The following is a 21,324-nucleotide window of genomic DNA, read 5'->3' as shown; positions in this document are numbered from 1 at the left end:
CGTCATTCCTATCGACGGCGCTTGCGGGCGAGTAGATTCCCCTTTTTCTTATGACTCGCAGAACCACGCGTTTTCTTATTTTTTGGGGTGGGGTTTTCTTGGGGTGTTTCAGCTTTTTGTGTGGGGGAGGACTCGACGTCTGGGGAGGATGTCGTATTGGTCTCCTGACGTGTAGCTGATGGTGGCTGTTCGTATGAAACTTTGTGAAGCACGCCAGAAGGCATTGTGTCTACGGGAGTGCTCTCAGGGAGAGTTTCTACAGTACTACTTTGAACGGTAGCCTTTGAAACAGTTTTCTTGGCTTTTTTCTTTGCGGTAGCTTGTGATGTGCTACTTGCTGAAACACTAATCTTGTCGGGCGTTATTGCTCGTCGTCGTGGAAGCACCGTCTTCTGATAAGGTGTCTCTGTCAATAGTGTGCGTTGACGTTGTGCACTACCTAATACATTGAGACGACGTTTTTTAATCCAGTTCGCAAATGGGCGACGATCAATATCAAGGTTCTCTACTGGGCGTACAACAACAACCTGAACCTTAATCCAGTCTGTTTTTACGAGGCTCTTAACAATTTCAGCATCTGCGTGAGCACTATGTAAGACTATTCGTAAACGTTCACAACCGGAAGTGATGACGGTGCGTAATGCAAAGAGCTGAACGAAAGTGAAGTCATCTAAGGACTCTACAACGGTAAGAGATTTCGTTGGAGTGGCCTCTTGGAAAGAAGACTCACGAACATAAGACGCACGGTTAATATCATCAACAATGTGAACCTCTGCAAGTACACCATCATGATTAATAATGTGTGCCCTATATTGGAAACGACCGAGGTTAGCGCCGTTGATAATCGTGTATTGTTCGATGTTTCCTTGTGTATCGATAGATAGTTTAGGAGCACCATTAAAGACAGGCTCTTGTATTTGGTCTTCTGCACGGGTAAGCCGCTCAGGAAATGTTCCTATATAGCGGGTTCCGTCGGTATTGAGACCTACTATCTTATCGAATTTTTCGATAGGGTCATAAGCTGCGTAGAGACGCTGAGCCGGCTTTGTGTACTTTACAAAGTCGTAGGAGTGGCTTGTGAGTAAGACACGAAGTCTTGTTCCTTCGTCATCAGCTTCAATAAACCAGTTTGTTTCAGTGTCTGAGCTAGCGCTTTCTGGAAGGCCAGACTCAATACGTAGCTGAGAGTAAAGGAACTGCTCGTCATGGAAGGTTCGGACATCTTCACATGCGATAGAACGTTCCGTGTTTGCGCCTAAGAACTCACGGATAACATTCAAAATGGATGGTAGCGCGATACGGGCAACTTCTCCATGTTTACCGTTGATACGGTACTTGGTGAGTTTAGGCACTCCTCGCACAAGTTCAATGAGGGAGTGGTTGCTCAGCTCATCCGAGGTGGTATAGAAATAGTGGATAGTGCGTTTTTGCTCAAGATAGGAGCGAAGTAGGTCTTCTGGCTGCTGTAACTTGCCAATATCTGGTGCCTGATCAAGATTTTCACGGAACGTACCATAAAGGTTATACCGGAAGAACGGCTTGTTCATATAGTAAGGCAGGTTCATCTGAGGAACTGCAAGCAAAAGCGTTGCCTGAGGGTATTCTTGAGCGTAGTGGATAGCAATAGAGCCACCTTTAGACGCCCCGAAGAACAGCATCTTGTCATCCTCGATACCGTATTTATCTTTGAAATTATCAAGGATTTTTTTGACCTTGGGGTACAGTGCCCTTCGGCTGCTATCGCACATCATGTATGTTCCTGAAACCATGTAGCGGTCTTGGAAACAAATCATCAGAGTATCGCTGAGATCTTGATCGCTGAGTGCTTTAAGGTAGCTCACCGCATAAGAAACACGGGTTGTAGAAGGACCAAACCCAGGGAACGTAATCAGAATTTTTGAAGGGTTTGTTGTATTTCCACGCAAAGAGTAGAAAACGTTATCGTGCTGCTCGACCCCATATTGTATATCGTATTTGACTTGTTGTTCTGTGGTGAAAGCACCTTCACTAATAGCAAGAGTGAACGGGGCATCAATACTGAGCGAGAAATTAGCAATATCGCGGGAGGTAACGATAATATTTCGGTACTCTAAGGGGAAGCCACGAGCTGGTGGCTCAATCTGATTACCGTAGACGACTTTACCGTTTTGGTAGAGTCTAAACTTTTGGTCTCGATACTCTTCCCAATTTTTGATGGTGAGTTTTGCAAAGTATTTTCCGGCTTCTAAACGTTCGGAACCGAGCCGTTCTAAACGGTCGTGTGCACCCTTTTCAAGGAGCAAATCAGCAATTTTTTCATTGCGTCGAGCATATTTATTGACAACTCGCGCAAAATCTCGGCTCTTCGGTGAGAAGGCTACTTTCTTGATGGCATTACGAGCACGTTTTTTGTTGAACGTTAAAGATACCTTTGTGACAGCATTCTGCGCACAATTTTTAACTTTTTGCGTGGCGGTCTTCTTCTCAACCTGTGCAGAACTACCTTGAGATATAGTTGCAAGTTCTTGAGATTTCTGCGGTTTAGGCTGAGTTTTTGGGGAATCTTGAGTTTCGAACTCAGGTTCTTGAGAGTTCTGAATTTCAGACTCAGGCTCTTGAGGTTGTTGAAGATCTTGTTGAGGAGCCATCTTAAAGTTCCAGCATCCTTTCAATAATTGTTGAGCTAATACGATCTACTGAGACTCCTTCAAAGAACACCGCACGGCGACGTTCATACTCTTCTGAAGGCTGAAGATATGTTTCGTTGAGAATATAGTTCAAAATATCTTCGGAATGTTTGAAGACCGGACCTAAGCCATCTTTCTCATAATCAAGACGTGACTCATAAGGCTGCTCTTCAAAGAAATCATCAAGATCCCACTGATAGTATGCGATAGGAATACCAACAAAAGCGGCGTCAAGAACGACGGAACTATAATCGGTAAAGACCATCTCTGCTGATGCGATAGCCTCGCTATAGCTCAAATCTGAGAGCACAACACGTTCAGAGAATTCAAAGCAATCTGCACGTCGTTCAGTGTTTGGGTGCAACTGAACGAGGAGTTTCTTATCGTGTTTTTCGAGATATTCAAGTAACTTCGGGTTTGTCATAATACCGTTAATTGACTTGAAATAGTCTGACTCGATGAAACTTTCGGTAGTGGCAGTTTGCAAATTAAAACGCCATGTTGGCATGAATAAAAGATGTTCGGGGTCTTTCATGTTCTGAGCTAATGTCTCTAGACGAGGAATGCCAGAATTGAGTGTTTCTACTGCTGCAAGCTTGCTCAGATAATCTGCTTCAATCTTTCCGGTAGCAACAAAAATGTCAAAGTGCTTGGACAAAATCCAGTCGGTCATGTCGTTGAGCTGAATACCGTGCTGTAGGTACACAAACCGTGAATTTTGTAGGGTTTTCCCGCGGTAGCTAATGTTATAAATCTGTGAAGCTACGACAAGATCTGAGATGAGGAATTTCTCATAGAACTCATCACTGAAGAAGGGGATAAGCTTGAATCCTTTTTCTTCGAGACGCTCCCAATCCGGAGACTTTTTATTCAGCGCAAAATATACGTTGTTATATTCTGGATAATTCTTGGTGAAATAATCGTAGAGGTGTTCGGCGTTATCGTCCGCTTGCATGGGGCGGTCATAGAAAATGATGGTCGAGTTAGGACGAATAGGGCGTGAGTAGAAGTCATAAGATCCGGGGCGTTCACGTCCAACACGCAACTCTTTGGAAAGGTAAGAACGCCCAATTTCTACAGTCTGTTCTGGGAACTCGATGGAGTACAAATGATAGTACGATTCATCTCGTTCTTCCTCTGAAGGGAACTCTAAATAAGCGTCTCGTTCAGTGAGCTGTTTGAAGAGGTAGCGAGAGTTATTCGGATCTGCAAACCAGTTGAACATTCCTAGTTCAAAGGGGTTTAACGCCTCTGCGAAACTTGAGAGTTCTTCAAGCCCAAAGAAGCGTATGAGTTCGCGGATATGTCCGATAGATAAGGTGCTCTTCTTGGATCCGCGAAGCCCACGAAGAGAAAGAATGAGTAGCCGCAGAATATAAAGACGTAGTTCTTGGCAGGTAGTAGAAATTAGTGGAACCATTCTGTCAATGGTTTGTTCGGGGACGATTCCGATAGCTACTTTTGTCACAGAAGATACGGAATATCCGGTATCGATGCGTGGTGCTGAATTAATGGACCAGTATAGGCGATAGGTGATGTATAGGCTGGAACGGTCTAAATCGGAGACTATTTCTAATAATTCGGCAAGGCGTTTTGTGTTGTAGGCAATACCAAAGACGTCGGTATCTCGGTTATAGAAATAGTTGTTATCTATTTTGGTGCGTGAGGTGAGCGCCGGCACTTCTCCCATGTAAATTTTTGGTTCGACGAGGTATTCGGTTTTCTCGTCGAGGGTCTCTAACAAGGTTGGCATGTATTCAAGAGAAATACGGTGTGTGTCTTTCATGAACACTATGTATTTGCTGTTGATTCTTGAGCAGAGAGCCTTAATGGTTGCAGTGTTGAGGAGGTCCTCAACAATTTCTATCGAATATCTGTCTTCCCAAAATAGGTGTGCTGAAACAAGCCGTCGATATAGTTCAGATTCTTTATCTAAACCATTGGGAGATTCGACAATAACGGTAAGAAGATTGGCGCCTGCCGGCATGGATACCTCGTAGAAACGTATATGGGGAAATGTTTATGCGTAAACACCAGTCTAAGTGATAAAAAAGGAATATCCTACCTTCCTTACAGTTCTGAAGAATTGATTTTATGAAGGAATTGAAAATTGAGCATAGTTATTAAGAATAGTTCTCAATAAAACTTTGCATGAATGTCTCTCCAAATTATTATGTGGGCCCCGATATAACTGATGTATTGAAAGCAATAACCTTGGAACTTCTCTTAGCCCATCAACAACAGGGCCCTGCTCTTGAGGAACGTTCTTCAACCGACGATGGGGTAGCGCTGCTTCGGTAGGTTCTAGTACTCGAATAACAGGAACACCCGCAAACCAACTGTCTTCAGCAATGGAGGAGCGATCTGTTATGACAGCACAAGAACGAGCAAGAAACTCATGAAATTGATGACCATAACAAGTCTCTACCGGAAAATCGATATGATACTTATTGATGGCAGACTCCATATTTGGATGCACAAAAAATACAGGATGAAGCTCCACACCGCGCTCGTCATAAAATTTTTGTGGCAACCAATCTGCTGTCCAGTGATTAACCCAATCTTGAAGATCTTGCCCACTACCATGAGCACATAAACTGCTATCCCATGTAGGGGAAATCAGCACAATATTCCGGTGAGTTTGCTGCTGAATAAGATGATTTAACCTATCAAAACGAGGCAACCCAGAAGCGATGACTTCAGGAGCGCTAATGGTGTAATGAGAACCTTCTGCCAGCAGAAGCTCATTTTCTTCAATCGTGCTGGTTACCATCAAATCAATACGACGAGGATTAAGCCAACGCCAAATCTGATGTCGAATAACACCATGCTGCAAGAACACTAAACACTGGTGCTGACCTAACTTTTGAATGGCAGATACAACTTGCCCATCGCTAATATCACTTAGAAATAAGAATTGTGCTTGTCGCACATACCGAACATACTCTTCACTTTCTACCGCAACAAGGTGATACCCTAGTTCCTCCAAACGCGCCCAATCAGGGGAAGAAGAACTCAACACAAAGACGTGCTGAACCTGCGGTGCATGATGCTGAGCATATTGGTAGAAAACTTCTGCATTATCTCCAGCGCGATGCGCCCTATCCATATAAAGCCACAACGGTATCTGGGTGGTATCTTCAAGAACAGAACCCTGATGAGTAATAGATTTTCTCAGATGCCAAAACTTCTGACGCAACTTATAAAGAGTTCTACGAAGCGACACCTTCTGAGAATCCGTTTTAGCATCTATAACAGCTGGTGCTGTCTCTTGCTTTTGAGCTAATCGAGGCAACTGCGGTAATCCCCTATAGGGAGATACCTCATAGACTTCATGATGAACTAGCGCTTGAGACACCAAATCAGAAAACCAAAGGATACGTTCTCGTACAAACTCCGTATCGTATAGCGTGTGACTAACCCATGTACTGTGTTCGGAAAAGAGTCGGAATCCATCGGACGTCAAAAATTCTTCCTGTCTCAGACTGCCCACAAAAAAATACGTATATTTGCGACTCTTCTGCCATGGGCGTTGCTGATAACGAATGACATAACCATTAAGTATGTTGCCAGTTTGAACGGACTCAGAACATGCTAACAACATCATTCTTCGGTCTAGGCTTAGCGGTGTTAGAGCATAATTTTCTATGGTTTGAACAGAAAGATAACGAGCGACCTGTCGAATATGCTTAGCACAGCTCTGACGTACTGTCGAGGTAAGCTCTAATGAAGGGTGAAAAACCTCTCTGTCAGCTTGAATATACCAACTTAGCTCATAGATGAGGACGTTCTGAAGCCAAATAGGTAACTGACCTGAGCATTGCTTAATCCACTGGTAATAGGCGTGAATAAACGGAAGATGATACTTCTCAGGCATACTCCAAGCACGAGTGCTGAGAGAACCTGAAGAACCGACCGAATAGAGGTATCGGGCGTGGGAACTAAAACCTACTAGCCCTTGTGCTTGTAGAAGATACCGAACAATAAAATCGGCGTCTTCAGAAAACCTAAGTTCAGGGTTGAACTGCATACTATAATCCCTAAGACCTTGTAGAGGGAAAACAGCGCACACTGCTGAAAGACCAATCATGTGAGGATCGTCTTCTAAAGAAACCAAACAATCACCAGAAGCAAAACGATACCGCAAGGGATGTGTATCCTCTACCTGCTGGTTAAGCACCCTTAACGGGCGAGTATGAATGATAGATGGCGGATGACTACTATAATCGAGAAAATCTTTGATTGCTTCAAAATAGTTACTATCGTATGCATCATCGGCGTCAAGAAAAGTCACCCATTCAGAACGAGCGTGCTCTAACCCAATATTGCGAGCAACACTTACCCCACGACAGGCTGGGCTATAGTCTTCTCCCGTATACAACACTTGGACACGATTTTGCTCTACTCCAAGACGACAAGCAACCTGTGCAGTTTGTTCACCGCCATCAACCACAATCAGTACCTGCCCGACGAGGTCACTGGCTAATGCCGAATCTACTGCACGAGAAAGAGTCTCATGGGCGTGAGAAGCTGGAATGATGACGTCAAAGAGCGGATTACTCACCAAGAAGCACCTTACGCCATAGGTGATTGGACTGAACATAGTCGAACCGTGCAGCATATGATGAGGCTTTATCACTTTGCTCTTGCCATGTTCCAGCTTGAACTGTGTGATAGATGAAAGACGCAATATCTTCAGGCTTCTCAAAGACCCAATGGGCACCAAAAATTTCGGTTACACCGGTACGCTGTAAAAAGAGAGGTACCGCACCCGAAGCCATGCCCTCAGCCGCGGCAAGATGGAACGTCTCACGTTCACTGAGGGACAAAATCCAACCAATTTTCGTAAACCACGATTCAACGTTAGCACCAGAAGGCTCAAAAACAATGTGCTCTCTAAGTAATGGATCATCCCCAATCAGACGATATAGCTGACGATAGCCATCGGCTTCTTGCGGGCTATTTTGCCAAATCCATGACTTATTCCACGGAGACTCCCCTCGAAAATGCAGAATAAAACGAGAATCCCATTCAAGAAGCTGACGTAAAATACGGACGGCAAGATGAGGGCGTTTCAACAATGGGGTGTACCCTAACATTCCAAGATGGAACTCAGCATGAGGATCTTTAACACGGTCAAAAGAATGGTAGCTAATACTGTTATTAATAACAGCAACCTGAGAAGGCAACCATCCTAACTCATTAATAAGAGATTCACGATAAAACTCAGATACTGTAAATACTTTATCTACTGCAGAAAGATTTAACTGCTCTATCCATTCAGAACGACTTTCAAAACCATGGAGACGAACAAAGAGTCGTTGTCCTTGACGTTTATGATGCGAATACCAGACCGCGTTACGTCCTGCCCACTCACACAGAATAGTATCTGCCCATTCTAAAGAATCTGCGCTCCTATCATCAACGGGAGGAGTCTCCGAACTCAACTGCCACTGTTGCCGACGTACTTCCACACCTGGAATACGCTGAAGCATATAGACCGCATCAGAAATAAAACGAAAATCATGACTACTGACTAAAATGCGGTGGTTGCTCTGAGAAGTACGAGTTTCCTTAAGCAACGAACGAATAGTGCGCACATCTGAACATAAACGTACCCGACCAGAAACGCCTGGAACAACATATTCCAAAAGAGAGCGTGACGTCTCGTCTGCAACGAAGAGAAGGTCCGAAACAGAGGCGATAGTCTCTAACTTATCAGTAGCATCATCGAAAAGAGCATTTGCTGTGCCAGGTATATCAGGCAGCGCACACATTAGAGGCACATCAAGAGAAGCATCTTGTGCTGCGTAAAAACACAACGTATACCCAACACAAATAACAGCCTGAGCTTGCTCCTGGATACTATGCTGTCGAATCCACTGCCCAATACCTTGAGTGCTTCCTTCATAACGCTGAATCTTATAAGAAATATGATGCCGTTCTAAAGCTGCGGCAAGATCACGAGACATCTGTGTCATCGTCTTCTGTGCAGAAGTGTTTCCTAAAACAATTAGAATATCCATAGCACACTACACCTCCTGCATAAGATACTGGTCAAGGCGAGATAAAAACCCAGATAAAGGTATCGCATAAGGATCGTTATTGGCCAAAGAATCTAATGAACCAGGGGTTGCTCTACGTAACCGTGACAAAGAACTAGCTAATGTAAAAGAGCGCGCTGGCCGAACATCAAGCTCTGCATTATCAATGAGGATAACGGTAATAAGTTTGCGCTGAGAGAGATTCGTCAACGTAGATATTTCATCAAAAAGATGCTCACTCCCAGGCGATAATGCACAAGCCCATAGGCCTGTTTCAAAGGCACGAGTTTCAATCACAAAAAAACTAGGAGAAAGAGCGTTCAACACCCCATAAGACCACCCTGGAGACAAGCTCACTAACTCTTCAGAAAAGGTTTCTTGTAATTCTCTACTGACAATACCGACAGCAGTAGCACCTTTCCACCACTCAGGAGCATGACGAAGATTCTGTCCAAAAATCATCTGAGTTAAAGAATCAGAATCACGTTTAATGTTTTCTTCGTTGGAACGATGAACTAGACGCCCTAACGGTACATAAGGTACCGGAAAGCCACGTTCTGATTGGTACTCATGCTCGTCAGTATCTTGGAAAGAGCCCCATAACCAAGACGAAAAACTGCGCCGTGTTTTAGGGGCGTTCACTCTTGGCTCCTCTTCTCAGGATGAGGCAAGAACCCTAGTTCTTGAAGCTGACGGATGATTTCCTGATAAACATCCAAAGTGTAATGAAATGGTGCCTTACCCCATTGGTGGAGGGGCTCTGCGCGCACAGGATAATCGCTCAAATCAACCATATGGAACCCTAACGACTCTAAGAAATCATAGTAACGGGCGTATAGGTTATTTGCTTCTTTAGCTGAAGTTCCCATACTTGATGGCGTTGACTCTCCAGAATCAAAATATTCAGCCCAAGGAACTTTAATGACAACGGTCTTGTCGAAAAGGCGGGCATTCTTAAGGCTTTTGACGAAGTAACCGACACAATACTTCCAGAAATTAAAGTGCCGGTCTGTACCAAAAACAAAGAGGAAAGCTTGCGACACATGCTCTGTCAATTCTGAACCTAACAAGTCACTGGAACGCGTCACCGTTGCACCATTATCAAAACGATATGCGCCATGGCGCTCATCAAAAATATCCCAGATGAGCAGGTCAATATTATCCTTATTGCTGGTGATCTCTTGCCAAGCGTTACCTTGCCAATCGCCTTCAACCATGCGTTGTTGAAACTTAGACGAGAACGACACACCAGAAGGGAAAAGCTCACTAGCATCTCGACTCATCGCAATAACAGATTGACGAGCAACATAATTGAGAATCTTATAATCTTGAGCAGGCACCAGTTCAAAGGTATCCCGCGAAACGCAAGAACCATAGATAAAAGTGCGAATCGGTGTACTGTTCAGCGTCTTGTTCCCTAACTTCTATGAAAAACTAGTACAAGCTACATTAGTAGCAGATTGTTATAAAGTGTAGAACCGTCACTAAGAGAAAACCAATGTCGTCCTCTTCCCACCTTATTGAAGCGATTAATTACGTTAGACGAGCTGCCTGGCATTTACGCACTGGCGGGCGCAAACAGCTTCGAGCTTTCACCACCAGACAACACGTTGTTAAAGGTGCTGACGCTCGACCCCATATTACTCGCTCCTCCCCGCTGAAAACACTCTTTTCAGGGAAGAATCAACACCTAAGACTCGACTTTCCAGAGTTTTCCAGTCCTATAGAACGCACTCCCACCTTCAACGAATATCGTGTAGCCGTCATCCTCGATGATTTTTCAGCTGCAGCATGGGGCTACGAATTTAATACCGTTGCGCTAGACCCCAGCACATGGGAAGAACAACTTAACACGGGAATAGATTTACTTTTTGTCGAATCAGCATGGGCAGGTAATAACGGCGCCTGGCAATACCAACTGACCGGAAAAAATGCTCCCTCAACAGCGTTAAAAGACATCATCAACTATTGCAAGGCGCATCATATTCCCACCATCTTTTGGAATAAAGAAGACCCCCCACACTTTGAAGATTTTCTTCCTACCGCACGATTATTTGATTATGTATTCACCTCAGATGAACGGAAAATTCCTGAATATCAAAAACGGCTAGGGCACCGTAACATCTCTGCGCTCGCCTTTGCCGCACAAAAAGCGATCCATAACCCTGCCCGACCTCCACACGGATTCCACGAACGAGATATTGCCTTCGCCGGAATGTATTTTGCTCATAAATACCCAGAACGACGTGAACAAATGGACATGCTCCTCGGCGCAGCACACACTGTTACACCGAGCATGGAACATGGGCTAGAAATTTTCTCACGATTCCTTGGAGACGACCCAAATTATCAATTTCCAGAACCCTTGAACCAGCACGTTGTCGGTTCTCTTCCCTACGCAAAAATGCTAACCGCGTACAAAGCGTACAAAGTCTTTTTAAACGTCAACTCTGTTACTGACTCACCAAGTATGTGCGCTCGTCGAGTCTTTGAAATTACAGCTTCTGGAACGCCCGTACTAACGACTCATTCAGAGGCTATACCGCGCTTCTTTACCGATGAAGAAGTACCTATCGCGACTACCCAAAAACAAGCAGAATATATGCTCAAAGCACTGGTAAACTCACCAGAGCTCAACGACCGTACCGTGCACCTTGCACAACGAAAAATATGGTCTGCACACACCTACACCCACCGTGCGATGCAAGTATTGCAAGCTGCTGGGAAAACACCTCAACAACACCCACACCAACTACCTGAAACAACCGTTATTGTTTCAACGAACAGACCCGGACATATCGACCACGTATTTAAAACTGTTGATAGCTTTTCGCCAGTTCCAGTACAACTTAACCTACTCACTCACGGGTTCGACGTACCAACACCACAGCTTCAAGCTAAAGCACGCGACTACGGAATAGAACTGCAAATACTACGAGCAGACTCAACGCTCTCTCTGGGAGAATGTTTAAACCAACTAGTGCGCAGCGCAGATGGAAAAATTATCACAAAAGTCGATGATGACGACCTCTACGGTGAACACTATCTTCAAGATATGCTTTTTGCTCTTGCTTATTCTGGTGCAGACATCGTCGGTAAACAGGCACACTATATGCATCTTCAGGCGCATAACGCGACGTTGCTACGCAACCCAGAACGCGAGCATAAATACACGAACTTCGTGATGGGGCCAACCATTACAGGCGCTCGCGAAGTATTTCTTGAACACCCATTTCCTGCCGGAAATCGGGGTGAAGATACGGGCTTCTTATCGTCTGTGCATCAAGATGGGGGAGTGATTTACTCTTCGGATAGGTTTAATTTCTTGCAAATGCGCAGTGGCGATGCCACCTCTCATGCGTGGAATGTTGAAGATCGCGAGTTATTGGCACAATCTCCGCTACGTTTTTATGGGAAAGGATTAGAACACCTGATGTTCTAATCCCTCAATATATGAGGATGGAAATATATGGAATATGTAGATGACCTTGACGCTATGAATCGTGAAGGAATATACCTTGTACAACAGCAAAGTTGTAAAGGTTTGCCAAACTTTCAAGAGGCCTATAAAGACTCGATTGTAGAAGTATTTGATTTTGGGAAAGTACTTTTTCAAAGGCTCACTGTCGTATCTAAAAAGAATAAGGTGTACGCACGATTCGGCGAACAGAAAAAACCAAAAATTATTGGGTGGACAGCGCTAAATAGCTATAAAAAAGGAAAACTTCCACAACCCAAAATACGTTGGAACTCTTGGGAAAAGTATTTTACTGAAGAGGAACATACGGGTGCAAAGACCGTCATACCTAAAGAATCGTTGAGTTTATCAGGTAAACATCTTATTCTTCAACAGAATATTAGTGCCCGTAAAGGAGGAAAGATAGGAACTGGTGGGAGAGCTGCTATTGCTCTTCGCTTTGACGATGGAGCTTTAGAGTTCAAAGAGATGGCACTATCTCTCCTCGAGAAATATGCTTTCCCTTTTACACGAGTTACTACCTCAAACCGAGTGGGTGAGAATTCTAAAGAAAAAGATACTTTTGAAAGTATCCAGAATTACGTTATTCACCATGGTGGAGAAGTCTGGAACCACGGAGTGACTCATACCGATGCCCCTCATGAGAAGCTACGCTACGAGATTCTTGGTGGCCGTAATAAACTGCGGAGACAAATGCCACGTATCCCCATAGACTGTTTTGCTCCTCCTGGTGGGGACAGCATAAAGTACGAAGGCCATATGCCTTCAGATTCCCCTGAAAAATGGGGGGATAGTTATGCTGGAAAACTTATCCTCGAAAATCATGGTTTAGCATCCGGGTATCTACGAAATAGTTATTTTCGCCCTCTTGATGGAATTATGCGAGATGGCCAGACACATTACTCCCTAGACTCCTATAATTTTTTGAGAGCACGAGACCTCATCAATAGAGCTGTTGAATGGAAGATGGGGGTGGTTTTAATGTGGCATATGAATTCTGTTGGACAAGAGAAAAAGATGTCTTTTACAGACTTCAAGAAGACACTCGAATATATTGCTCAGCTGCGTGATCAAGGCGCACTTATGGTTCTAACTGTTTCAGGATTAGGAGTCGCTGATCGTTCGATATGCTACCGTGATAACATTCTTCCAATTTCGTCTGGGAATCCCTTCAGAACGACCATTACCCATTCTAAGTATCGTCAAAACGTATCTGGTTCTACGCGTGAACTAAGCGCACAAGTAAATGCAACACCTGGAAGTAAAGTTATGTCTAGGATTGGGGAATCAAGGAAATACCATGAGGTTCCAGAATCCGGAACATTCTATCTCCGCCATGTAGCAACAATACCTCTAGACGAACAAAACATTGTCGTGGAAATTGATGCTGACGCAGAAGACGTTAAGCTTCTTGCCGTATAGAGAACATATAGCTGAGGGGTGCTCACCTCAAAAGACGTGAGCACCCCTCATCCTATATTTTTTAGGTAGCTAGTATCTAGCCTTGAGCTACCTCGCCAAAATACTGTGGCATGGTATTTTCCCAACGTTCACGTAGCTGATTGAGTGGAACAACAACCTGCTGAAAATCAAGATTTTCAGAAGCCGCATCAACGACGCCGATACGTGCAAAAGGATAATTTCGTGCCGTGCACATATCTTTGAAACGTACTTCTTCGGAGCGCGGAACAGACACAATAACACGTCCGGTAGATTCCGAGAACAGCATCGTAAACAAATCGACGCCATCCCGTTCAGCAACTTCACTAAGACCAATACGAGCGCCAACATTAAAACGTAAGCAGGCTTCAGCTACAGCAGCAGCAATACCACCAGAGGAGACATCGTGGGCAGCGTCAATCATGCCATCACGAGACATGTTCACCAGCATGTCACCTAAAAGTTTTTCTTGAGCTAGATTAACTTGAGGAGGCATGCCACCAAGGTGTCCGCAATACCGCGCCCACTCAGAACCATCTAATTCATCACGTGTGGTGCCAAGAAGATAGATTGCTTGCCCATCATGTTCTCGTTGCCACCCAGAAGGCACACGACGGGTTACATCGTCCATGACGCCCATCATGGCAATAACGGGGGTTGGTTTGATAGCTTGCCCAGAAGTCTGGTTGTAGAGGGAGACGTTTCCTCCGGTCACGGGGACGCCTAGTTCTTGACAACCATCGGCCAGTCCGCGGACTGATTCTACGAACTGCCACATAATATCAGGGTCTTCTGGGGATCCGAAGTTGAGGCAATCTGAAACAGCAACAGGGCGAGCGCCTACAGTGCATACGTTACGATATGCTTCTGCTAGAGCGATTTGTGCGCCTGTATAAGGGTCAAGATAGCTAAATCGTGGAGAAGAATCTGTTGCTAGGGCAACACCTGCACCGGTCTGCTCATCAACACGAATGACACCAGAATCATCAGGCTGCGATAACGCTGTATTACCCTGAACATACCGGTCGTATTGGTTTGTAATCCAACTCTTTGAACACATATTAGGGCTTGCCATGAAGTCAATAATGGCTTCGGCAAGGTTCTCTTGGGTGGGGCGTTGAGCGTCCTCCGCAGAGCCTGTAAAGTGTTGGGACTGTACTTCGTCTTGCCAATCAGGGCGGGCATAGGGGCGTTCATAGGTAGGCCCATCATGGGCAACAGTTTTAGGGTCTACATCGACAATGATTTCGCCGTCCCATTCAATGATGAGGCGACCAGTATCGGTTACCTCACCTAGAATTGAGTACTCAACGTCCCATTTGTGCATAATCTGCTCAAAACGTTCTAGATTTTCTGGGGTGACAACGGCCATCATGCGTTCTTGAGATTCTGACATGAGAATCTCTCCTGGGGTGAGGGTCGGATCACGTAATAGAACTTTTGTGAGGTCTACGTGCATGCCACCTTCACCATTGGATGCGAGTTCGCTTGTTGCACAAGAAATACCGGCTGCGCCAAGGTCTTGAATGCCTTCAACAACAGAGCCTTTGAAAAGTTCTAGGCAACATTCGATGAGTACTTTCTCGGCGAAAGGGTCTCCTACCTGAACTGCTGGTCGTTTTGAGGGTTTAGTGTCGTCAAAAGATTCTGAGGCGAGTACCGATGCCCCACCAATACCGTCACCACCGGTGCGTGCGCCGAAGAGAATCACTTTATTGCCTACACCAGAAGCATTAGCGAGGCGGATATCTTCATGGCGCATAATGCCAACAGCAAGAGCGTTGACTAGAGGGTTTGCTTGGTAACAGGAGTCGAATTCTACTTCGCCACCGATATTAGGTAGCCCCAAAGAGTTGCCGTATCCGCCGATACCTGAGACAACACCTGGTAGAACTCGTTGAGTGTCGGGGTGGTCAATAGCGCCAAAACGTAGTGGATCCATGACAGCTACAGGTCGGGCACCCATTGAAATAATGTCACGGACAATACCGCCAATACCGGTTGCTGCACCTTGATATGGTTCGACATAGGAAGGATGATTATGCGACTCAATTTTGAAGGTGACTGCCCAACCATTGCCGATGTTTGTCACACCGGCGTTTTCTCCCATACCAACCATGAGGTCTTGGGTCATTTCTTCGGTGACTTTTTGTCCGAATTGTTTAAGGTGAATCTTGGAAGATTTATAGGAACAATGTTCAGACCACATAACAGAATACATGGCTAATTCTGCTGCGGTGGGGCGTCGTCCAAGGAGTGCGACGATGTCGTTGAACTCGTTTTCTTTGAGACCAAGTTCAGCCCACGGCAGTTGTGTATTGGGGGTTGCCGCAGCATTTTCTACGGTGTCTAGGTTGAATTGCTTATCGCTCATGAGTAGGTAGATCCTTGTGGTAAACCATCGAAGAAGACTTCTCTGCGATGGGTAAGAAACTGAACTAAGGGTGTGTAACGAGTGTGCTCAAAACGGAGGAGAAGACCCCTAGCCCGTCAGCGCCACCACGTAGGGTGCGGCTTCCATCACCGGAGGAGGAAGGCCCAAAACCTGGTTCTACAGCGTGTTCGGGGTGTGGCATGAGTCCAACGACGTTACCTCGTTCGTTGCAGATACCAGCGATGTTGTTACGTGAACCGTTGGGGTTTACGTCAACATAGCGGAAGACGATACGTCCTTGGTGTTCTAGTTCTTCAAGAGTTTTAGGGTCTGCAACGTATTGACCATCTTGGTTTTTGAGTGGGACCACTATTTCTTGACCGGCCTCATAATGCCGTGTCCATGGGGTGGTGTTATTTTCGATTCGTAGTGTTTGGTCTCGGCAGATAAACTTTCGATGATCATTTTTAATCATGGACCCTGGTAGTAGGTGTGATTCGGTGAGAATCTGGAAGCCGTTGCAGATACCTAGCACGGGTAGTGCCTGTGTGGATTGTGCGGCGTCGATAACTTTTTCCATGACGGCGGCTTTCGCTGCGATGGCGCCAGCGCGCAGGTAGTCTCCATATGAAAAACCGCCGGGAACGATGACTGCGTCAACCTGATGTAGGTTGGCTTCATCGTGCCACAGCGGTACGGGTGTTCCACCGGCGAGTGTTACTGCTCGCATAGCGTCTCTGTCGTCAAGTGTTCCAGGAAATGTGATAACGCCTACGCGAACGTCTTTGAGTTGTTCTTCTGGTGCAGGTGTTGTGAAATCTCCGATGAGGGGTGTTTCGTGTGCGCTAAGAGACTCAACCATGTTTGTTTAGTCCTCCACTACCGAAACGTTGACAACATCTTCGATGACGGGGTTTGAAAGTAGCTCCTGAGCAGCTTGTTGAGCCTGTTGGAGGAGTTCTTCAGTAACTTCGCCGGAGACGGATAGTTCAAAGCGTTTCCCTTGGCGGACATCTGTGAATTGGGTGAGTCCGATACGGGGTAGTTCGTTGGCGATGGCTTTACCTTGAGGGTCAAGGATTTCTGGTTTGAGCATAACGTCGACGACAATACGGGCCATTGGGGTGAGCACTCCTTGAGTGTACGTAAATAAATATGTGAGCCGAGTATCATTTTAGCCTATTGATAGGACAATTGGACCCCACGTTATGAGAAATACTAAAGCACTCACACCCGAGTAGTATTCTCCCTAATGAGAAGGGAAAACGTCGGGTATGAGTGCTTTCGTAATATAAAAATATATTTTAGCGGTGAATTTGCTCGGTGAAATAGTCCAGCATGACTGGTCCTTCGAGCTGCCAGCCCTGATCCGTTCTAATCAGCGAGAAATTATAGTTCTCTTCGGGGTTAGACATATCGACAAAGCGTGCGTTAACGTCGTTAGCCTTGCTGGTGATGTTGCTGAGCGTGACTTTGTTATCGCCGTTGAAGTCTACTTCGGTGTTATCTGCAGCTTGGAAATCATAGTAGCGGTAGTTGCTGTCGTTGACGCCGTTGCTCACATCTGCCAAAAGCATGAAAAGTGCAAGCTGGTCAGCGGTATTCATGCCGGTGGTGTCTACACGAGATGCGTAGGGGGCAGTGTTCTTAACATCCTCAAGGATGGGGATAAGTTTCTCTTCAGGAGTGTGTTCTAGTAGCTCACGGTAAGGTGTTTTGGCGTTAGCGCGAGACTTGATGTCATTAGATAACGCTGTGGAGACTTTATCTGCAAGGTTTTTCTTTGCGGCTGCAGAGCCGGCAAGACCTTGCGAATACATATCTTCGATGATGGCGTTAATCGCTTGGAAACCGGCAGCTTCTGCATCTTTTTTAGCCTGTTCGTAAGCTAGCTCTTCAGGGGTTGGCCCTTCAGGTGTTTCTTCTTGAGCAGGTTCTGTTGTCTCAGGCTCGGCTGGCTTTTCTTCAACTACGGTAGGGGTTGGTGTTGGCTTTTCACTAGGTGTGGGGGTCACCGAAGGTGTTGCTGATGGTGTTGGGGTTGCCGTAGCTGATGGGGTCGCGCTGGGCGTGCTGCTAGGAGTCGAGCTAGAGGCCGCAGAGGAAGCCGTGCTATTTTGAGCGCCGCAAGCGCTGAGGGCAAGAAGTCCTGTGAGAGCTGCACAGGTAATAAATTTTTTGGACATAGTTCTCAATCGGTAGAAGTGGTACATGAAGTTAACAGTAGAAATGTGACTACGAAAAGACGCGTTGCACTTCTTAATATTTCAGTCTTTTTACATCATACTGGCGCGTGAGGACTCTTGGGGCTGTCGTAGCTGTGATTTCCCTGTCGTTTGGATAAGTTCTGAAATATATCGGTGATAACTTTAGCGTGCAGAGCAGGTCGAGGAAGAGCTCTCTACATGCATGGATAGACGGTATCGGTCTGCACGATATGTAGATACAGTATGTTCTATCGGAAACTTTATGTCATCAATGAGCGTATAGGAATACCGGTGAAAGATGAGTACCGGTTCGCGAGGTGATATCTCTAAAAGGTGAGCTAAATCTTCTGACGGTTTGCCTGCTTCAACCGTTTGTTGCGCTCCAACTACTGGGGTACCAGAACTCGAGAAGAGCTCATAGAGAGAAGACGTAAGGTCGCTATGAACAAAGGGTTGAGCAATATCTTCTGGAATCCAACTTTGATCAACAGAGACAGGAAGCCCATTTCCTAAGCGAAGACGTTTAAGGTGGAGCAAGCGTTGTGTTTGTGGGAAGAATTTTTGAAGATTCTCTGGTGGTTCTTCCCAATACGCGTCAATGACTTTGGTGCCAGGTGTCATCCCTGCGTTGCGTATGTCCTCGTGGAAAGATGCGAGGTGTAGATGTGATTGAACGCGTCCGTGCGAGACAAAAGTGCCTTTACCGTGAACTCTTACTAATAGCCCAGCTTGGACAAGTTCAGAGATAGCACGTCGAACGGTAATTCGAGAGACCCCAAACTTTTGCTCGAGAAAACGCTCTCCGGGGAGGCAATCTCCAGAACGATAGTTGGAGTGTATGAGCTCTTCTAACTGCGCACGGACGCGTTCATGTTTCAACATAAGAGTATTCTCGAAGAATAGTTCTAGGAAGACAACTGTAAAACGACGGTTTCTGTAGAGAGCGTAGAGTTTTCTACTGGAACCAGCGTGCATTGTGTAGGTTTAAGCGCGACGACTGGGCACATCAAAGATTTTGCTTCTTTGAGGGCGCTGGCATCAACCTTCATAAGTTTTTGCCCGCGTGTAACGCTGTCTTTTTCTTGAACAAAGTGTTCAAAGCCTTCACCTGCAAACTCTACGGTGTCAATACCGACGTGAACGAGTAACGCTTCCCCTGTTGAAGCTGCGATGACAAATGCGTGAGGCATGAGTTTGAGAATCGTGCCGTCAAACGGGGCCTTAACCTCGAAGGTTTCGTCGTCTTCAATTGTCGGTTCGATGGCGATGCCTTCGCCAACAATTTTTTGGGAAAATACCTCATCTGGTACGTCTGAGAGGCTTTTGAGTTCGCCAGCGCATGGCGCATAGACGTCGAGGAGCTGTGTCATGGTAAGTCTCCTTCTTCTGGAGGTTTATGTATATGGGGTTTAGAGAAGGTCTTGAATGTCTTCTGCCAAGGTGTCGGCTACTGGTCCTACAACAACCTGAACTGCTGATCCAAGAACGACGACTCCGTGAACTCCCATTGCTTTGAGGGCGTCTTGGTTTACGGCTTCGGCGTCGTCAACTTCTACGCGAAGGCGGGTGATGCAACCTTCAATTTCTTCGACGTTATCTGCTCCGCCGAGTGCTTCTAGAATTTTTTCTGCATCAAACATGATGTTTTCCTAACTGAGGTTGGAGTGGTTATGGGTGATCTAAGAACTTTATCCTCGATATTCTCTTGGCAGGTTCTTCATCATGAACTATAGTATCTTATATCACTGGTTATAAACAGTACCAGAGGTCATACACACATCAATAACTCCCTACCCCCTATCAAGGAGGACCCATGTCGACCCCGGCGACAACGGAACGAAAAAGTCTGAAAGACGGAAAATCCATGAAAGTCTTACAGCGTTTTGGGCGTTCTCTTATGCTTCCCATCGCAGCGCTTCCAGCAGCTGCCCTTCTTCTACGCCTCGGACAAAAAGACCTTCTCGGCGCACTTCCTGGTATGCAAGATGTAGCAAGCGTCATCGGCGCTGCAGGTGGAGCACTCTTCGAAAATTTGCCTCTCCTCTTTGCTATTGGCATTAGCTTCGGGTTTGCGAAAAAAGGTGACGGATCTACCGCGCTAGCAGCAGCTGTCGGATACGTCGTCCTTAACAACGTCTTCACCGCAATGTCTCCTATCATGCTTGGAGCAGCAGCTGAAGGCGCCGAACAAGAAAAAATTAACTACGGTGTTCTTGGCGGTATCGTTATTGGTATTACCGCAGCACTACTCTGGCAAAAATTCCACCGCACCAAACTCCCCGACTGGCTCGGATTCTTTGGCGGACGTCGACTTGTCCCAATCCTCACCTCCTTCGCCGCCATCGTCCTTGGTGTGCTTATGAGCCTCCTATACCCTGCTTTTGACGCAGTTCTTAAGAGCGTCGGTGAAGCCGTTTACGCAAACGCGATTATCGGCTCTGGTATTTACGGCTTCCTGAACCGTATGCTCATTCCCGTTGGTCTCCACCACATCCTTAACTCCATCGTCTGGTTCCTCATCGGCGATTACAACGGTGTACAAGGCGACCTTAACCGATTCTTCGCTGGTGACCCTACTGCTGGTGTCTTCATGACAGGATTCTTCCCCATCATGATGTTCGCACTACCAGCAGCAGCACTAGCCATCTGGCAAGAAGCAAAACCATCACAGAAGAAACTCATCGGAGGCGTTATGCTCTCCACCGGTATCACCGCACTCCTCACCGGTATTACCGAACCTCTTGAATTCTCCTTCATGTTCGTTGCTTGGCCACTCTACGTTATCCACGCAGTCTTTACCGGAACGGCCATGATGCTGACCAACGCATTAGGTATCCATGCCGGATTCGGATTCTCTGCAGGAGCCATCGACTACCTCCTCAACTTCGGTATTTCGCAAAACTCCATCTGGATTATCCCTATCGGTTTGTGCTACGCCGTTATCTACTACTTCACCTTCCGTTTCGTTATCCGTAAATGGAATCTACGAACCCCCGGTCGTGAAGAAGAAGCAGACGTAAACACTCCTAACGCATAAACGTCAAAACAACTAACGCTCCAAAAAAGGGGGGTGGGGGGGGGCCCAAAAAAAAATTGGCACCCCCCCCCGAAAAAA

16 protein-coding genes are annotated in these 21,324 nt (G+C 46.0%); 3 read left to right on the top strand and 13 right to left on the bottom strand.

The window, feature by feature from the left end:
- Positions 1-8 precede the first annotated feature (8 nt).
- The 6 genes from ACN081_RS04745 to ACN081_RS04720 all read right to left on the bottom strand — a co-directional run bounded on the left by ACN081_RS04745 (position 9) and on the right by ACN081_RS04720 (position 10,089).
- Positions 9-2,627 carry a hypothetical protein gene (locus ACN081_RS04745; RefSeq protein WP_419107088.1) on the bottom strand — a complete coding sequence of 873 codons (2,619 nt, stop codon included), beginning with the start codon at positions 2,625-2,627 and terminating at the stop codon, positions 9-11.
- A 1-nt stretch (position 2,628) separates the two neighbouring features.
- On the bottom strand, positions 2,629-4,653 hold the full coding sequence (locus tag ACN081_RS04740; RefSeq protein WP_419107087.1) for a CDP-glycerol glycerophosphotransferase family protein: 2,025 nt from the start codon (positions 4,651-4,653) through the stop codon (positions 2,629-2,631).
- A 105-nt stretch (positions 4,654-4,758) separates the two neighbouring features.
- Entirely contained in the window at positions 4,759-7,230 is a 2,472-nt protein-coding gene (locus tag ACN081_RS04735) for a bifunctional glycosyltransferase/CDP-glycerol:glycerophosphate glycerophosphotransferase (RefSeq protein ID WP_419107086.1), read from the bottom strand.
- Positions 7,223-8,692 carry a hypothetical protein gene (locus ACN081_RS04730; RefSeq protein WP_419103847.1) on the bottom strand — a complete coding sequence of 490 codons (1,470 nt, stop codon included), beginning with the start codon at positions 8,690-8,692 and terminating at the stop codon, positions 7,223-7,225. Before ACN081_RS04730 ends, ACN081_RS04735 begins: the two co-directional genes overlap by 8 nt.
- Before the next feature lie 6 nt (positions 8,693-8,698).
- Positions 8,699-9,352: a hypothetical protein gene (locus tag ACN081_RS04725; RefSeq protein WP_419107085.1), complete on the bottom strand. Its 654-nt coding sequence runs from the start codon at positions 9,350-9,352 to the stop codon at positions 8,699-8,701.
- On the bottom strand, positions 9,349-10,089 hold the full coding sequence (locus ACN081_RS04720; RefSeq protein ID WP_419103867.1) for a DUF6270 domain-containing protein: 741 nt from the start codon (positions 10,087-10,089) through the stop codon (positions 9,349-9,351). The genes ACN081_RS04725 and ACN081_RS04720 overlap by 4 nt, the downstream gene beginning before the upstream one ends.
- Positions 10,090-10,208: 119 nt before the next feature.
- On the opposite strand from ACN081_RS04720, the gene ACN081_RS04715 reads away from it, so the two are divergent.
- Positions 10,209-12,152: a glycosyltransferase family protein gene (locus ACN081_RS04715; RefSeq protein WP_419103845.1), complete on the top strand. Its 1,944-nt coding sequence runs from the start codon at positions 10,209-10,211 to the stop codon at positions 12,150-12,152.
- Between the two features lie 27 nt (positions 12,153-12,179).
- A complete protein-coding gene (locus ACN081_RS04710; protein WP_419107084.1) occupies positions 12,180-13,610 on the top strand; it encodes a polysaccharide deacetylase family protein in 1,431 nt (476 codons plus the stop codon).
- 76 nt (positions 13,611-13,686) lie between these two features.
- Here ACN081_RS04710 and purL read toward each other — a convergent pair whose 3' ends face one another.
- From purL to ACN081_RS04675, 7 genes are all read right to left on the bottom strand, one after another.
- Positions 13,687-16,002: a phosphoribosylformylglycinamidine synthase subunit PurL gene (gene purL / locus ACN081_RS04705; RefSeq protein ID WP_419107083.1), complete on the bottom strand. Its 2,316-nt coding sequence runs from the start codon at positions 16,000-16,002 to the stop codon at positions 13,687-13,689.
- Between the two features lie 64 nt (positions 16,003-16,066).
- Positions 16,067-16,864, bottom strand: coding sequence for a phosphoribosylformylglycinamidine synthase subunit PurQ (gene purQ, locus ACN081_RS04700; protein WP_419107082.1), 798 nt, complete (start codon positions 16,862-16,864; stop codon positions 16,067-16,069).
- 6 nt (positions 16,865-16,870) lie between these two features.
- A complete protein-coding gene (gene purS, locus ACN081_RS04695) occupies positions 16,871-17,122 on the bottom strand; it encodes a phosphoribosylformylglycinamidine synthase subunit PurS (protein ID WP_419102331.1) in 252 nt (83 codons plus the stop codon).
- Positions 17,123-17,306: 184 nt separating this feature from the next.
- On the bottom strand, positions 17,307-18,188 hold the full coding sequence (locus tag ACN081_RS04690; RefSeq protein ID WP_419103843.1) for a hypothetical protein: 882 nt from the start codon (positions 18,186-18,188) through the stop codon (positions 17,307-17,309).
- A gap of 183 nt (positions 18,189-18,371) precedes the next feature.
- Entirely contained in the window at positions 18,372-19,091 is a 720-nt protein-coding gene (locus ACN081_RS04685) for a GntR family transcriptional regulator (protein WP_419103842.1), read from the bottom strand.
- Positions 19,092-19,114: 23 nt separating this feature from the next.
- Positions 19,115-19,579, bottom strand: a complete 465-nt coding sequence (locus tag ACN081_RS04680; RefSeq protein WP_419107081.1) for a PTS sugar transporter subunit IIA — start codon at positions 19,577-19,579, stop codon at positions 19,115-19,117.
- A gap of 39 nt (positions 19,580-19,618) precedes the next feature.
- A complete protein-coding gene (locus ACN081_RS04675; protein ID WP_419102335.1) occupies positions 19,619-19,849 on the bottom strand; it encodes a glucose PTS transporter subunit EIIB in 231 nt (76 codons plus the stop codon).
- 173 nt (positions 19,850-20,022) lie between these two features.
- On the opposite strand from ACN081_RS04675, the gene ACN081_RS04670 reads away from it, so the two are divergent.
- The gene (locus ACN081_RS04670) at positions 20,023-21,246 is read left to right on the top strand and encodes a PTS transporter subunit EIIC (RefSeq protein ID WP_419103840.1); all 1,224 of its coding nucleotides are present in this window, start codon (positions 20,023-20,025) and stop codon (positions 21,244-21,246) included.
- The last annotated feature ends 78 nt before the right edge of the window (positions 21,247-21,324 follow it).

The sequence above is a fragment of the Rothia sp. P13129 genome (assembly GCF_048512865.1).
Taxonomy (GTDB): domain Bacteria; phylum Actinomycetota; class Actinomycetes; order Actinomycetales; family Micrococcaceae; genus Rothia.
The sequence above is the reverse complement of the archived record's forward strand: the minus strand, read 5'-3'. Positions and strand labels throughout refer to the sequence as shown.

Bases quoted from the DNA above. Each gene is read 5' to 3' on its own strand.
- ACN081_RS04745 (WP_419107088.1), bottom strand. From the start codon at position 2,627: ATGGCTCCTCAACAAGATCTTCAACAACCTCAAGAGCCTGAGTCTGAA.
- ACN081_RS04740 (WP_419107087.1), bottom strand. From the start codon at position 4,653: ATGCCGGCAGGCGCCAATCTTCTTACCGTTATTGTCGAATCTCCCAAT.
- ACN081_RS04730 (WP_419103847.1), bottom strand. From the start codon at position 8,692: ATGGATATTCTAATTGTTTTAGGAAACACTTCTGCACAGAAGACGATG.
- ACN081_RS04715 (WP_419103845.1), top strand. From the start codon at position 10,209: ATGTCGTCCTCTTCCCACCTTATTGAAGCGATTAATTACGTTAGACGA.
- ACN081_RS04710 (WP_419107084.1), top strand. From the start codon at position 12,180: ATGGAATATGTAGATGACCTTGACGCTATGAATCGTGAAGGAATATAC.
- purL (WP_419107083.1), bottom strand. From the start codon at position 16,002: ATGAGCGATAAGCAATTCAACCTAGACACCGTAGAAAATGCTGCGGCA.
- purQ (WP_419107082.1), bottom strand. From the start codon at position 16,864: ATGGTTGAGTCTCTTAGCGCACACGAAACACCCCTCATCGGAGATTTC.
- purS (WP_419102331.1), bottom strand. From the start codon at position 17,122: ATGGCCCGTATTGTCGTCGACGTTATGCTCAAACCAGAAATCCTTGAC.
- ACN081_RS04690 (WP_419103843.1), bottom strand. From the start codon at position 18,188: ATGTCCAAAAAATTTATTACCTGTGCAGCTCTCACAGGACTTCTTGCC.
- ACN081_RS04685 (WP_419103842.1), bottom strand. From the start codon at position 19,091: ATGTTGAAACATGAACGCGTCCGTGCGCAGTTAGAAGAGCTCATACAC.
- ACN081_RS04680 (WP_419107081.1), bottom strand. From the start codon at position 19,579: ATGACACAGCTCCTCGACGTCTATGCGCCATGCGCTGGCGAACTCAAA.
- ACN081_RS04675 (WP_419102335.1), bottom strand. From the start codon at position 19,849: ATGTTTGATGCAGAAAAAATTCTAGAAGCACTCGGCGGAGCAGATAAC.
- ACN081_RS04670 (WP_419103840.1), top strand. From the start codon at position 20,023: ATGTCGACCCCGGCGACAACGGAACGAAAAAGTCTGAAAGACGGAAAA.